The organism is Pantoea phosphatilytica, assembly GCF_051025615.1.
Lineage (GTDB): Bacteria > Pseudomonadota > Gammaproteobacteria > Enterobacterales > Enterobacteriaceae > Pantoea.
The window spans coordinates 492,433-506,704 of record NZ_JBPFDF010000002.1 but is presented as its reverse complement, the minus strand read 5'-3'; the positions used below and the strand labels follow the sequence as shown (position 1 = coordinate 506,704).

Genomic DNA, 14,272 nt, shown 5'->3' with positions numbered 1-14,272 from the left:
TCAGCCTCGCTCAGGATTCAGGGCGTTAGCCAGCCAGGTGACCAGCAGCACCACGACGAAATAGGAGATCACCAGCGCGCTGGTGAAGTGGCCGCTGCCGTTGCGCATGTTGAAGAGGTAAACCTGCAGGGTTTCATAGCGGTTGCCGACCAGAATATTGGCGAAGACAAACTCGCCGATCAGAAAGGAGAACGAGAGCAGTACGGCAATCAGCATCCCTTTGCGCAGATTGGGCAGCACGACCCACAGCGCCGCCTGCCAGGTGCTGGCCCCCAGCAGCTGTGCGGCATCGATCAGCTCTTTGAGGTTGATCGTCTGCATATTGTTTGCCAGCGCCCGATAGATAAAGGGCAGCGCGATAGTGAAATAGCAGCCGATTAAGATCCAGGGTGTGCCGGTCAGCATCAGCGGGGAGGCGGAGTAAAGTTGCAGCAGTCCTACAGAGGAGACGACGGGGGGCACGGCGAAGGGCATCAGGATCAGCACATTCATCACCGCATCCAGCCGGGGATAATAGTAAGCGATCACAAACATGGCAGGCAGCATCAGCACCAGCGAGAAGAGCAGCGCGCCGAAACAGATCAGCAGAGAGTGCCCCAGCGCCGTCAGAAAGCGCGGGTCGCTCCAGAGCTGGATGAACCACTTCAGGCTATAGCCCTGCGGCAGAATGGTGTTGCTCCAGTCGGATGAGAGCGCATAGAGCAGCGTTGCCAGCAGCGGCAGCGCCAGCAGGGTAAAAAGCAGCCCGACCATGATGCGGTGATAGAGGTGTTCGGCGCGTGACATGGCGGCTCCTTTCATGGCTGCTTCGCATTGAGATAGCTGCGGCGCACCAGATATTGCTGCACCAGGGTGATCAGCGCCATGATCGCCACCAGCAGCATGGCCAGCGCGCTGCCGGTGTCAGGGTCCAGCGAAATATCGCCGGAGACCAGCGCGGCAATGCGCACCGGCACCACGTTAAAGTTGCCGGTGGTCAGGGCGTATATCGTGGCATAGGCGCCCAGCGCATTCGCCAGCAGGATGACAAACGTCCCGATCAGCGCCGGAAAGAGAATCGGCAGGCCGATGTGCCACCCGTAGCGCCAGCGGCTGGCACCCAGCAGCGCCGCCGATTCCTGCCACTCCTTCTTCAGTCCGTCGAACGCCGGATAGAGCAGCAGTACGCCAAGCGGGATCTGGAACCAGGTGTAAACCAGCACCATGCCGTTGCGCGAAAAGAGCCGGAAGCTCTCAATCACACCATAGTGGCGCAGCAGCAGCGTCAGGCAGCCGTTCAGCCCCAGCAGGATCACAAAGGCGAAGGCGAGTGGCACCCCGGCAAAGTTGCTGGTCATGTTGGTAAAGGAGAGCAGAAAACGCTGCAGCCGCCCGCCGCCGAGCTGATGCAGTGAATAGCCGGTCACCAGCGCAATCAGTAATCCATACAGGCTTGACCAGAACGAGATATCCAGCGAAAAGCGGAACGCCTGCTGATAGAAGGGCGAGGTCAGGATATCCCGATAGTTATCCCAGCCCCACTGGCTGTTCATCTCACTCCAGAAGCTGTTGATGGCGATCCACAGCAGCGGGGCCAGCTGAAAGGCGACCCAGAACAGGGTGAAAGGCAGCAGCAGCAATAGCGCGATCCCTTTGCCTTTCATCGTGGCCACTCCGCCAGCAGTCCGCGACAGACCGGCTTATCATGCGCGACCGCCAGCAGCTCGCACAGGGTGCCGCAGAGGTCGGTCTGCTGCGGCGCAAGGTCCGGCTGTAGCGAGAACGCGCGGCCAAAGACAAACAGCGGCACGGTGGTCTCCTCCGGCAGGATCCCGCCGTGGGAGCGGTCGTCGTTCATGCCGTGATCAGCCGTGACCATCACCTGATAGCCTTCCGCCAGCCACGAAGGCATCCACTGCGACAGCAGGCCGTCGGCGATGCGCGCCCGGTTACGATACTGCGGCGAGCAGAGCCCCGACTTATGCCCGGCATCGTCGATGTTCATCGGGTGGATCAGCAGAAAATCGGGATCGTGACGCAGCCGCAGACTCTCTGCATCTTCAAACAGATGCGAGTCGGGATAGCTGTCGTCAGAGTAAAAATGGCCATACTGAATGGGCAGGTCCGGCGCGTCGGTGTGACGGTCGCGCGCCGGAACGAACGGGGTCCGGTTATAGAGCTCACTTACCCAGTGGTAGGCGGCCGCCGCCGTCGTCAGTCCGGCGGCCCGCGCAAAGTGAAATACGCTGCGTTCGCGACTCAACCGGCTGACGCCATTATGAATAATGCCGCTTCTGACCGGCGGAACACCAGTCAGAATGCACTCATAAAGCGGGCGCGACAGTGACGGCAGCTCACAGGTCATACGGTAATAGAAGCCGTTGCCCTGCGAACATTCGGCATGCAGATAACCCATTGCATGTTGCGCCACCTGATTGCTCAGGCCGTCCAGCACCACCAGGATCGTTTTCATTCCGTTCTCCCCGCCAGCGGCTACTGCTGCATGTTGATGATGACGTTTTCCTGCCACAGGCGCGGCAGCATTTTCGACGATTTATCCCATGCAGTCTGGTCCTTAACCGGACGGGCGTTTTTATATTCCGATTGCGGCAGCAGGCGAGCCTGAACGTCCGCCGGCAGCGTCAGATGCTCAGCACGGATCGGGCGGGCATAGCCCTTCGCCAGGTTGATCTGCCCCTGATCGGAGAAGATATATTCGCGGGTCAGTTTCGCGGCGTTTGGGTGTTTTGCATATTTGTTGATAAGGGTGGTGTAGCCGGAGGTCACTGAACCGTCAGAGGGGATCACCACTTCATAGCGATTTTTGTCGATCTGGTCACGGTAGTTCAGGGCGTTGAAGTCCCATACGACCGCCATCTGCACTTCACCCTTTTCGATGTTAGCGATCACCGGATCGGTCACGCCAAGACGTCCCTGTTTTGCCAGGTCCGCAAAGAAGGCCAGCGCCGGTTTCAGGTTCTTCTCATCGCCGCCCAGCGCGTAGTTTGCCGCCAGTACGCCGTTAGCCGCCTGAGCTGCCACGCCGACGTCGCCGATAGTAACCACATACTTACCTTTCTTCAGATCGGCCCAGCTGTGGGGAATATCTTTGACCTGCTGCTTGTCGATCAGAAAGGCAATGGTGCCGGTATAGGCCAGCGCCCAGTGTCCCTCTTTATCTTTGGCCCAGTCCGGGATCTGATCCCAGTGGGTGGGTTTGTAGGGCTGGGTCACGCCTTTAGCCACGGCAATGGGACCAAAGGCGGCACCGACGTCACCGATATCAGCACTGGCGTTCTCTTTCTCCGCCTCGAACTTGGCCAGCTCCTGAGCCGACGACATATCCGTGTCGCTGTGCTTCAGGCCATATTTGCTGCTGATGTCCTGCCAGGTCTCTTTCCAGTTGGCCCAGCTGTCCGGCATCCCGACGCTGTTGACCTGACCTTCACTGCGTGCGGCTTTTTCCAGCGCGGCAGGGTCGTTATCGGCGGCCTGCGCAACGGGCAGGGTAAGCACAACAGCACTGGCTACTACAGAGGCGATAAACGCTTTCATCTCAGTTGCTCCGGGTGTAAGTTGATGGGCCTGACTGGTCTAGTCCAGCAAGAACCGAGCCAATGTAGCCCCTGTATATGAACGATTTATGACAAGGCGGCGCGGGGCGGGGAATGGGGAGAGAAAGCGGCGGCCGGTCAGCCGGTCGATGGCATGTTTACCTGAACAGTAAGTGTGCGGGGTCGCACTAAAATGAGGCTACTGTTGTGGAGTCACCAGCACTCAAATCGGCGGACGCGATCGCCAGCGCCCTGCTGACGCGCATCCACTCTGGCGAGTTCAGCGGCGGACGGCTGCCCGCCGAGCGTGCCCTGAGCGAGGCGTTCAGCACTACCCGCATCACTCTGCGGGAAGCACTGGGCAAGCTGGAAGCGCAGGGGGTGATCTACCGGGAACTGCGGCGCGGCTGGTTTATTGCACCGCCGCGGCTGATCTATAACCCGCTGCATCACAGCCATTTTCATGCCATGGCGCTCGCGCAGGGACGGCAGGCGACCACCGAAGTGATCGCCGCTGAAGAGGTCGCGGCGCACGAGAGCGTGGCGACCGCGTTGCAGCTGACGCCGGGTTCGGCGGTTTACTGCATCCGCCGCCTGCGGCGTATCGATGGACGCGCGGTGCTCTATGTCGAACACTACCTCAATCCCCGTTTTTTCCCGGATTTGCTCGGCGAAGACCTGACGCGTTCACTGACCGATCTCTACGACCAGCGTTACGGCATCCGTTACGGCGGGGCGCGCTTCACCATCCTGCCCGGTCCGTTACCGGAGATCGCCGCACCGACGCTGAATGTGGCATCCGGCAGTCCCGGACTGCTGATCACCCGCATCAATCGCAACCAGCATCGGGAAGTGATTGACTGCGACTGCGAATACTGGCGTTACGATGCGCTCTGCGTGGATGTGGAAGCCTGAGTCAATATTGTGATTTGCGTCACACTCGCGCATGATAGCGCGCGCTGATAACCTCTTTTTTAAGGCGCAACATGAGTGACAAAAATCCGTTTGCCCGCCACCTTGCCACGCTGCTGCAGTGGGTGCTGAATCTGGGCCTGCTGAGTCTGGCGATTATCCTTATCGTCTTCCTGGGCAAAGAGACGATCCACCTGGCAAACGTGCTGTTTAATACCGGCGAGCAGGCCTCTTCCTACCTGCTGATTGAGGGAATCGTCATCTATTTCCTCTATTTCGAGTTTATTGCGCTGATTGTGAAGTACTTTCAGTCAGGCTATCACTTTCCGCTGCGCTACTTTGTCTATATCGGCATCACGGCCATTATCCGGCTGATCATCGTCGACCATAAAAATCCCTTCGATACGCTCTGCTACTCGGCCGCGATACTGATTCTGGTAATCACGCTGTGGCTGGCAAACAGTAACCGGCTGAAACGCGAGTGATCTCTCTGCCGTCTGACACGACGGCAGGTGTTCGCATCGCCGCTCTGCGCTAAACTAGCGACCTGAAAATTACCGGGAGTGGTGCTATGTCGCAAGACGCACTCAGCTTATTACGTGCGCTCAACTGGCTTTCGCCGTCGCAGGCTGCCCCTGCGCCATCTTTGCTCGACTGGCTGATGGAGGAGGATTCGATGACGCGCCGTTTTGAACAGCATTGTCAGCGGGTCACGGTTCAGCCGCTGCGAGAAGGCTTTATCAACGCCAGCGAACTGGCTGAGGAGAGGGCGCTGTTGCCAGATGATGAACGCTTCTGGCTGCGTGAAGTGCTGCTGTTCGGCGACGATCAGCCCTGGCTGGCGGGCCGCACGCTGGTGCCGGAAAGCACCCTCAACGGGCCGGAGGCGATGCTGCAACAGCTCGGCACCCGTCCTCTGGGCCGCTATCTTTTCTCCTCATCGACGCTGACCCGCGATTTTATAGAGCCGGGGCAGGTGGAGGGATTGTGGGGGCGGCGTTCGCGCCTGCGTCTCTCCGGCAAACCGCTGTTGCTGACTGAACTATTTTTACCCGCATCGCCATTCTATCGCGATCGGGACTGAGGGCTCTGTAGTGCAAAATAGTATGACCATGAAATGGCGGGCTTACGCCCGCCTGATGCGTATCGACAAACCGATCGGGACGCTGCTGCTGATGTGGCCAACGCTCTGGGCGTTGTGGCTGGCGGATATGGCCGTGCCGTCGCTGCCGGTGCTGGCGGTTTTTGTCGCCGGTGTGTTCGTAATGCGTGCGGCCGGTTGCGTGATCAACGACTATGCCGACCGTAAGGTGGATGGGCACGTTGAGCGCACAAAGCATCGGCCTCTGGCCAGCGGGGCGGTGAGCGCCAGAGAGGCGAAGCTGCTGTTTGTCATCCTGGCGCTGGTGGCTTTTGCGCTGGTGCTGACCATGAACCTGATGACAATTCTGCTCTCCGTCGTCGGGCTGGCGCTGGCCTGGGTTTACCCCTTTATGAAGCGTTATACCCATCTGCCGCAGGTGGTGCTGGGTGCTGCCTTTGGCTGGGCAATTCCCATGGCGTGGTCAGCAGTTAGTGAGTCCTTACCTCTCGTCTGCTGGCTGGTGTTCATCGCCAATATCTGCTGGACGGTCGCCTATGATACGCAGTATGCGATGGTGGACAGGGATGACGATCTGAAGATTGGCGTGAAGTCGACCGCGATTCTGTTTGGCCGTTTTGACAAGCTGATCATCGGTCTGCTGCAGCTGGCGACCCTGGTGCTGATGGCGCTGGTGGGGATGATGCTGCATCTGAATGGTGCCTTCTACTGGACGCTGCTGCTGGCGGCGGCGCTGTTTGTTTATCAGCAGAAGCTGATCGCCGGGCGCGAACGGCAGCCCTGTTTTCAGGCGTTCCTGAATAATAACTATGTCGGGATGGTGCTGTTCCTTGGCGTGCTGATGAATACGCCGCCGTTCAGCCAGCTATTCTGACAGCGTTCCGGGTATAAAAGGCCGGTTCATTGCTGCCGTGCGCCTTCCGGGCTGAATTTCAGGCATAAAAAAGGCGACCTCATGAGGTCGCCTTTTTATCTGCAGGCAGATGTCAGTCGTGCGCCACGGCGGTTTCAATCGTCAGGCGAACGTCATTGGTCACCAGGTCTGCCAGAATGTGCCAGGTGGCCTGGGTCTGCGCGACATCAGCATCGCCGCGATCACTGATATACCCTTCGTCGCGCAGCGTCAGTACCAGCGAGGTGAAGACGGCTTTGTCGAAGAACTCCGGTGCGTTGATGCCGTGCAGTACCGACAGTCGCTGTGCCAGCGTCCGGCTCTCTTTTTCCAGCGTGCCACGGTTAATCGTTGGCTTGGCACTGAGAATGGAGAAGGTAATAGCGTAACGCTGCAGCGTTTCACGCACCCCGGCGGCCAGCAGTTGCAGCGTGCGGTAGCGCGCCGCAGTGAAGCGCAGCTCACCGGCTTCGCGCGTGATCAGGCCCTGACGCGCCAGCTCCTGACACAGGTCAGCCAGCAGTTGCGGCAGTTCATCGGTCTGCCAGCGCAGGAACAGCTCACTCTTCAGCATCGGGTAGATCAGGCTCACCTGACGCAGCAGTTCGGCTTCGCTCAGCGTCTGATGCTGCTGAACAATGGCGGCAATCAGCGACGGCATCACCAGCATGTGATGAATGTTGTTGCGATAGTAGGTCATCAGCACCGCCTGCTCGCGCGGCAGAATGATGATGTCACCGATACTGTCCTTTTCACTCTCAAACTTGTTCATGCCCATGGCGTGATCCAGCAGTGCTTCCGCTGAGAGATCGGGCACCGTCGCGTTGGGTGAGTAAGGCACATTGCGCAGAAGCTGGGTGTAGCACGCCAGCTGCTCAATCAGCTGTTCGCGCGTTAGTGAGCGCTGACGTGACGCCAGCAGGGCGGTGACACAGAGGTTCATGGCATTGGCTGCGCCCGCTTCATTGATCCGCACCATCAGGCTGGCAGCGATATCGTTGACGGTCGGCGTTAACCAGCTCGGACGCTGCGGCTCGATCGGATCGATGTCGTCGCGCCATTCCGGCACGCGCTTGTTGAGATAGTTAACCAGCGGCATCGGCTCGCCAAAGTTAACGTAGCCCTGGCCGAGATTACGCAGCTTGCGTAAGCCCCGTACCATCTGCATGAAGCCCTCTTTCTCTTTCGCCGCGCCGCGCAGCTCTTTGGCGTAAGTCCCCACTTCCATCACATGCTCATAGCCGATGTAGATCGGCACCAGCGTGATCGGGCGATTTCCGCCGCGCAGCATCGCCTGTAGCGTCATTGCCAGGGTGCCGGTTTTCGGGTCCAGCAGGCGACCGGTGCGTGAACGGCCCCCTTCGACAAAGTACTCAACCGAATAGCCACGGGTAAACAGCTCGCCGAGGTATTCGCGGAACACCGTGGCATAGAGCTTATTACCCTTAAAGGTACGACGGATAAAGAACGCGCCCAGACGACGGAAAATCGGGCCAGCCGGCCAGAAGTTGAGGTTGATACCGGCTGCGATATGCGGCGGCACCAGACCCTGATGGTAGAGCACATAGGAGAGCAGCAGATAATCCATGTGGCTGCGATGGCAGGGCACATAGACGATCTCATGGCCATCCTGCGCCAGCTGACGCACTTTTTCGCCGCCGTTGACGTTGATGCCCTGATAGAGACGGCTCCAGAGCCAGCCCATGACACGGTCAGTGACACGAATTGCTTCATAGGAGAAGTTGGCCGCAATCTCTTCCATCATCTCGATGGCATTCTGCTGCGCTTTCTCGTGGGAGATCTTTTTGCTGCGTGCTTCATCTTCTACCGCTTTTTCAATCGCTTTGGATTGCAGCAGACGATTAAAGAGATCCTGACGCGCCGGTAAACGCGGGCCAATCGCGGCCAGCCGCTGACGGGCAAAATGAATACGGGCCACGCGGGCCAGCTTCTGGGCGATCGACTTGTCCGTTCCGTGTTCGGTTGCCATACGGCGCAGCGAAACGGTCGGCGAGAAGCGGACAAAACTGTCGCGTCCGTGCCAGATGACGGCAAAGAATTTCTGTACCCCGTTCAGGACCCGCAGATGGGGCGTTGGCTCGCCCTGAACTTCACGTCCCGGTGCGCGGCCAAACATCACGGTGACTGGCAGCATCTGAATATCCAGCGTGGGATTGTTTCGATGCAGATCGAGGTAGTCGTGAAAGATTTTCACGGATTCGACGCTGGGCACAAAATAGGGGAAAACGCGCGGACCATCGTGAATAAAGACGTGACGCGGCAGCAGCGCGCCGTCAATCTCCAGCGGAGAGAGCGGATCGGGCAGATGATGCCGCAGACACTGGGCGCGCAAAGTCAGTAAGTCGGCCTTCGAATCGTAAGGCAAAACATACATAATAGGCCGGGTCGGATCCAGACCATGTTCTGACACGGGATCGGCCGGAATGGCCTTACTTTTTACCAAAAACGACAGTGGTAAGTTAAGCAGTTTGTAATAGAGTTTACGCCAACCTGACATAGACAACATGAAGCCTCTTGTTAGCAAAGCGCCGCAAGCATACCAGAAAGTGCAGCGAAGATCTGTGGTGGTGCGAATTGCACGCAGCCCAGACATTGACGTCAATACGATGAAAGGGTTCCCCCATCATGGCAAATAACGCCACCGGACTTATCAGAATAGTTAAAGCCGCAGGTTACTCATGGCAGGGGCTGCGTGCCGCCTGGCAGCATGAAGCGGCATTTCGCCAGGAGGCGCTGGCCGCGCTGGTTGCCATTATTATCGCCTGCTGGCTGGATGTGGATGTAGTCTCACGTATCCTCATGATTGGGTCCGTGGTGCTGGTGGTCATTGTCGAAATCCTTAACAGTGCCATTGAAGCGGTAGTCGATCGCATCGGTCAGGAGCATCATCCGCTGGCTGGTCGGGCAAAAGATATGGGATCGGCCGCGGTGCTGATCAGCATTCTACTGGCTCTGTTTGTCTGGATCGCGCTGCTCTGGACACATTTGCGATAAGCGTTCCATATCGCGTCGGAAGCCGCGTTTTGCGGGACAATCGGTTTCCATTTCACCAATACCTGTATATACTCACAGCGACTGTATAAACAACCAGGGGGCGGGATGAAAGCATTAACCAGCAGGCAGCAGCAGGTCTATGACCTGATTCGCGACCATATTACTTCAACGGGCATGCCGCCTACGCGTGCCGAGATTGCCGCGCAGCTGGGATTCCGTTCGCCGAATGCGGCAGAAGAGCATCTGAAAGCGCTGGCGCGTAAAGGCGTCATCGAGATCGTGTCCGGTGCCTCGCGCGGCATCCGTCTGTTGATGGAAGAAGAAGCCTCAGAAGGCTTACCGCTGATTGGCCGGGTTGCTGCCGGTGAACCTATCATGGCGCAGGAACATATCGAAACCCACTACAAGGTGGATCCGGGCCTGTTTAAGCCGTCGGCTGACTTCCTGCTGCGCGTCAGCGGAATGTCGATGAAAGATATCGGGATTATGGATGGCGATCTGCTCGCGGTGCATAAGACCCAGGATGTGCGTAATGGTCAGGTCGTCGTGGCGCGCATTGATGATGAAGTCACGGTGAAGCGCTGGAAAAAGCAGGGCGCTATCGTGCATCTGCTGCCTGAAAACAGTGAATTTGACCCGATCGTGGTTGATACCCGTGCGCAGTCGCTGACTATTGAAGGTCTGGCCGTGGGCGTGGTTCGCAACGGCGAATGGCTCTGATTTTTCTGCCCGCGTGCATTCGCCCGCTCTGATGCTATTCTGTCTGCCCTAATTCTGTCGCTGCCCTGTCTGCGCAGCGACACTGAGCACGGAACGGCGAATGCGCTTTATCACGGCAACCGATAAAAATCTCTGGCGGCTTGCGCTGCCGATGATCCTTTCAAATATCACCGTGCCCCTGCTGGGCGTGGTCGATACCGCAGTTATTGGTCATCTCGACAGCCCTGTCTATCTTGGCGGGGTCGCGGTCGGGACCACCGTCACCAGTTTCCTCTTTATGCTGCTGCTTTTTTTGCGGATGAGTACCACCGGTCTCACGGCGCAGGCGCTGGGTGCGGGCGACAAAACGGCGCTGGCGCGGGCGCTGGTCCAGCCGCTGATCATTGCGCTGCTGGCCGGTGTGCTGTTTATCGTCTTACGCTATCCGATTATTCAGCTGGCAACGCAGCTGATCGGTGGCAGTCCCGAGGTCCTGGCGCAGGCTGCGCGGTTTATCCAAATCCGCTGGCTCAGCGCACCTGCCACGCTGGCAAATCTGGTGATCCTGGGCTGGCTGCTGGGCGTACAGTATGCGCGTGCGCCGGTGATCCTGCTGGTGGTGGGAAATCTGGTGAATATCGTGCTCGATCTCTGGCTGGTCATGGGTCTGCACTGGGGTGTCGCGGGGGCGGCCACCGCCACGGCGCTGGCTGAGTACATCACGCTGGGCGTTGGCAGCATCATGGTCTGGCGGGTGCTGAAACTGCACGGCATCACGCCAGCCCTGCTGAAACAGAGCTGGCGCGGTGACACTGCCCGGCTGCTGCGCCTCAACCGGGATATCATGCTGCGATCCCTGATGCTGCAGCTCTGTTTCGCCTCGCTGACCGTACTGGGCGCACGGCTCGGCCCTGATGTGGTCGCTGTTAACGCCGTCTTACTGATGTTCATTACCTTCACCGCCTACGCACTCGATGGCTTCGCCTATGCGGTAGAGGCATTTGCGGGAGAGGCGCATGGCGCTAAAGATGGCCGTAAACTGCTGCGTGTCTGGCACTCCGCCTGTCGTCAGGCGGTGGCCGTCGCGCTGTTCTTCTCGCTGGTCTATGCGATCGCCGGTCCGCAGATCGTGACGCTGTTGACCTCGCTGACGTCGCTGCAACAGACCGCCGATCGCTACCTGGTCTGGCAGGTCATCATGCCGCTGGCGGGCGTCTGGTGTTACCTGCTGGATGGCATGTTTATCGGTGCCACACGCGGTCGCGAGATGCGTAACAGCATGGTAATGGCCGCCGCAGGCTACTTCCTGACGCTGCTGAGCGTTCCGCTGCTGGGTAATCATGGACTGTGGCTGGCGGTAACCGTTTTTCTGGCGCTGCGTGGCCTGACGCTCTGGCTCATCTGGCGCAGGCACTGGCGTCAGAACAGCTGGTTTGAAGCCTGATTCAGCCAGGCTGGCAGAAGGGTACAGATTATTCTGTATTATTCTTCATCCTTGAATATGGCGACTACAATTAACTCTATACGGCGCTGTTAAGCAGCGATTTGTATCGAAGTTATGGCGAGTAGCCAGATAATTAAACCCCGAGGATTGGAGGTATGCCATGAATAAAGACGAAGCGAGCGGCAACTGGAAGCAGTTCAAAGGCAAGATGAAAGAGAAATGGGGCAAGCTGACCGACGACGATATGCAGGTGATCGAAGGCAAACGCGACCAGCTGGTGGGCAAAATTCAGGAGCGTTACGGCTATGCGAAAGATGAAGCAGAGCGCGAAGTAACAGACTGGGAAACCCACAACAAAGATCATCGCTGGTAATCGAGCCCCTGTTCCGGTGAGCCTTCACCGGAACCGCTTTCAGGCGTTACAGCCTATCCCCGTTTTCCCCGTTTTTTTCCCTCCTCCTGATGATCATGTTCGCAGCTATCATGATGCGTACAGGCCGCCACTTCCGCACAGTTTTCACATAACCCATGCGCCTCGATCACGCTATGGCGCAGAGCAAACTGCGCTTCGCCCGCCAGCGTCGCAATTATGGTCTCCACGCCCTGCGCCTGTTTTTCCGAGACGGCAGCACAGCGATCGCAGACCAGCATCACCGAGGTATGCGCCGGTGCTTCAAAATGGTGGCACATAACATAGCTATTGTTGGACTCCACCCGATGGATGAAGCCCTGCTCCAGCAGGAAATCGAGCGCCCGATAGACCGTGGGCGGTTTGGCCTGAGGTTCACTGACCCGCAACTGGTCCAGCAGATCGTAGGCGCTGATAGAGCCAGGCTGTTCGGCCATCAGGCGCAGCACTTCAGCGCGCTGCGACGTCAGACGCACACCGCGTTGCAGGCACATTTTTTCGGCCTGGGTCAAAATTTGCTGCGACGTCATGGTTGTCATGAAAATTCTCCGCTGGATGAGTGATGTTATTTTATCACAATTGGCGGCGGGGTGCTGAAGTGGCTTCTGGCTTAAAAAAACAGCATTAATTGCCTGTTAAAACAGCATGTTCAGCGTTTCAGCCCGCTTTTTTAACCTTAGTGAGGACAAATCAGATCCATTCCGAATCGACCGTCAGAGGATTTCAGGGGCAATTTGCTTTGCATCTCACGGAGTTAAGAAGTAATGTTCAGAAAGACTTAAGCAACGGCTGGTATTTTTGGTAATTCCCCGGCTCGGTCTGAACAATCACAACAAATTTTTGGTTGGAAAACGTCCAATCACTTGAATTAAGGCACTGTTTCCTTTGAATTCACAGCAACGACGCGTTAGCCAGCATTCACAATACGGCTAACAAATTATTCAGTCATTGAATGTGTTAATGACAATTTCAGGTGATGGCAGGCAAATGGTGAAAAAATCCGCTCAACGTCCGGCGCTGAAGTACTCCGCTGCGGCGACCGCGCTTTTCCTTTCTTCTTCCGCCATGGCGGCAGGGACCTGGTACGATGCACGTAATGACGCCATGGGTGGCACCGGCGTCGCTTCTTCTCTGTATGGATCTGCGGTGCTGGCAAACCCGGCATTGATGACGCGTGCTAAAACCGACGATAACGTCAGCATTATTTTTCCGTCAGCCGGTGTTCAGGTCACTGACAAAGATGACCTGATTAACAAGGTCGATGATATTACCGCGACCGTGGATCGTTACCGCTCAGTGCTGGGTAACTTTACGCCGGCAGACTATTTCCGTGGCTATCCTGAACTGCGTGCTGCCTCTGGTGATGTGGCCAACAGGCTGAGCGATTTGCGCGGTGATAAAGCCAATGGCTCGGCGGGTGTTGCCGTCGCCGTGACGGTGCCGAATGAGACGCTGCCTTTCGCGTTTATCACCAAAGCCTACGGTACGGCGCACGTTCGCGCTAATGTCGAGCAGGGTGATATCGACTATCTGCGCGGCGTGGCTAACGGCACGATACTGCCGCGTCAGGGCGACCAGAACAACCTTCGCTCCAGCGCCAATGGTTTAGCGGCCCTCGTCACCGATTATGGTGTGGCGGTCGCGCATGAGTTCACCATCGCCGGTCAGCCGGTGTCGGTGGGCGTTACGCCGAAAGTCCAGAAAACCTGGCTCTATAACTACACCGCCAGCATCTATAACTACGACAAGAACGACATCAACAACAGCCAGTATCGCAGCACGGATACCGGGTTTAACGTCGATGCCGGTCTGGCGACGACCTTTGCGGAGAACTGGACGCTGGGCGTCACCGGTCAGAACCTGGTGTCGCGCGATCTGCAGACCCGCGAGGTCAACGGTTATCGCGACACCTATCAGATTCGCCCGCTGGTCACTACCGGCCTGGCCTGGGATAAGGGGCCGTTTACCGTGACGGGCGATGTGGATCTGACGGAGACGAAACGCTTTAAAAGCCAGGGCAGCAGCCAGTATGCGGCTGTGGGTGCGGAGTACCGCGTTCTCGACTGGCTGCAGCTGCGTGCCGGTTATCGTGCGGATATGCGGTCCAACGATGAGAATGTCGCTACCGCCGGTTTTGGTCTCTCGCCGTTTAACAAAGCCGTCCATCTGGATCTGGCCGGATCGGTGGGCGCGAACAACACCTGGGGCGCAATGGTACAGCTGGGCTTCAACTTCTAAGCGCGTTATTCAGGCGGTCCGGGGCGGG

Annotated in this window: 15 protein-coding genes; 9 read left to right on the top strand and 6 right to left on the bottom strand. The window is 57.8% G+C overall.

Features of this window, described 5'->3' with window-relative positions; genetic code table 11:
- The 4 genes from ACR6AS_RS12595 to ACR6AS_RS12580 are packed head-to-tail and all read right to left on the bottom strand — an operon-like array spanning position 1 to position 3,534.
- Positions 1–786 carry an ABC transporter permease gene (locus tag ACR6AS_RS12595; protein ID WP_111141935.1) on the bottom strand — a complete coding sequence of 262 codons (786 nt, stop codon included), beginning with the start codon at positions 784–786 and terminating at the stop codon, positions 1–3.
- Between the two features lie 11 nt (positions 787–797).
- Positions 798–1,643 (bottom strand): ABC transporter permease, encoded by an 846-nt coding sequence (locus ACR6AS_RS12590; RefSeq protein ID WP_111141937.1) that lies wholly within the window; start codon positions 1,641–1,643, stop codon positions 798–800.
- Complete coding sequence (locus ACR6AS_RS12585) at positions 1,640–2,452, bottom strand: alkaline phosphatase family protein (protein WP_111141939.1); 813 nt, start codon at positions 2,450–2,452, stop codon at positions 1,640–1,642. The genes ACR6AS_RS12590 and ACR6AS_RS12585 overlap by 4 nt, the downstream gene beginning before the upstream one ends.
- A gap of 20 nt (positions 2,453–2,472) precedes the next feature.
- Complete coding sequence (locus ACR6AS_RS12580) at positions 2,473–3,534, bottom strand: ABC transporter substrate-binding protein (protein WP_111141941.1); 1,062 nt, start codon at positions 3,532–3,534, stop codon at positions 2,473–2,475.
- Between the two features lie 206 nt (positions 3,535–3,740).
- Between ACR6AS_RS12580 and ACR6AS_RS12575 the strand changes: the two genes are divergently transcribed.
- From ACR6AS_RS12575 to ubiA, 4 genes are all read left to right on the top strand, one after another.
- Positions 3,741–4,448 (top strand): UTRA domain-containing protein, encoded by a 708-nt coding sequence (locus ACR6AS_RS12575; RefSeq protein WP_111141943.1) that lies wholly within the window; start codon positions 3,741–3,743, stop codon positions 4,446–4,448.
- 71 nt (positions 4,449–4,519) lie between these two features.
- Positions 4,520–4,930 (top strand): phosphate-starvation-inducible protein PsiE, encoded by a 411-nt coding sequence (gene psiE / locus ACR6AS_RS12570; RefSeq protein ID WP_111141944.1) that lies wholly within the window; start codon positions 4,520–4,522, stop codon positions 4,928–4,930.
- Positions 4,931–5,016: 86 nt separating this feature from the next.
- Positions 5,017–5,529 (top strand): chorismate lyase, encoded by a 513-nt coding sequence (ubiC, locus tag ACR6AS_RS12565; protein WP_111141945.1) that lies wholly within the window; start codon positions 5,017–5,019, stop codon positions 5,527–5,529.
- Positions 5,530–5,539: 10 nt separating this feature from the next.
- On the top strand, positions 5,540–6,421 hold the full coding sequence (ubiA, locus tag ACR6AS_RS12560; protein WP_434162357.1) for a 4-hydroxybenzoate octaprenyltransferase: 882 nt from the start codon (positions 5,540–5,542) through the stop codon (positions 6,419–6,421).
- 112 nt (positions 6,422–6,533) lie between these two features.
- Here the strand turns inward: ubiA and plsB are convergent, their stop codons facing one another.
- Positions 6,534–8,957 carry a glycerol-3-phosphate 1-O-acyltransferase PlsB gene (gene plsB, locus ACR6AS_RS12555; protein WP_293774337.1) on the bottom strand — a complete coding sequence of 808 codons (2,424 nt, stop codon included), beginning with the start codon at positions 8,955–8,957 and terminating at the stop codon, positions 6,534–6,536.
- Between the two features lie 128 nt (positions 8,958–9,085).
- Between plsB and ACR6AS_RS12550 the strand changes: the two genes are divergently transcribed.
- The 4 genes from ACR6AS_RS12550 to ACR6AS_RS12535 all read left to right on the top strand — a co-directional run bounded on the left by ACR6AS_RS12550 (position 9,086) and on the right by ACR6AS_RS12535 (position 11,970).
- On the top strand, positions 9,086–9,454 hold the full coding sequence (locus ACR6AS_RS12550) for a diacylglycerol kinase (RefSeq protein ID WP_013359773.1): 369 nt from the start codon (positions 9,086–9,088) through the stop codon (positions 9,452–9,454).
- A gap of 105 nt (positions 9,455–9,559) precedes the next feature.
- Entirely contained in the window at positions 9,560–10,174 is a 615-nt protein-coding gene (gene lexA / locus ACR6AS_RS12545) for a transcriptional repressor LexA (RefSeq protein WP_111140194.1), read from the top strand.
- Positions 10,175–10,274: 100 nt separating this feature from the next.
- Entirely contained in the window at positions 10,275–11,597 is a 1,323-nt protein-coding gene (gene dinF, locus ACR6AS_RS12540; RefSeq protein WP_434162354.1) for an MATE family efflux transporter DinF, read from the top strand.
- 160 nt (positions 11,598–11,757) lie between these two features.
- Entirely contained in the window at positions 11,758–11,970 is a 213-nt protein-coding gene (locus tag ACR6AS_RS12535; RefSeq protein ID WP_111140196.1) for a CsbD family protein, read from the top strand.
- Positions 11,971–12,023: 53 nt separating this feature from the next.
- Here the strand turns inward: ACR6AS_RS12535 and zur are convergent, their stop codons facing one another.
- Complete coding sequence (gene zur / locus ACR6AS_RS12530; RefSeq protein ID WP_111140197.1) at positions 12,024–12,545, bottom strand: zinc uptake transcriptional repressor Zur; 522 nt, start codon at positions 12,543–12,545, stop codon at positions 12,024–12,026.
- Positions 12,546–12,993: 448 nt separating this feature from the next.
- Between zur and ACR6AS_RS12525 the strand changes: the two genes are divergently transcribed.
- On the top strand, positions 12,994–14,244 hold the full coding sequence (locus ACR6AS_RS12525) for a conjugal transfer protein TraF (RefSeq protein ID WP_111140198.1): 1,251 nt from the start codon (positions 12,994–12,996) through the stop codon (positions 14,242–14,244).
- Positions 14,245–14,272 lie beyond the last annotated feature (28 nt).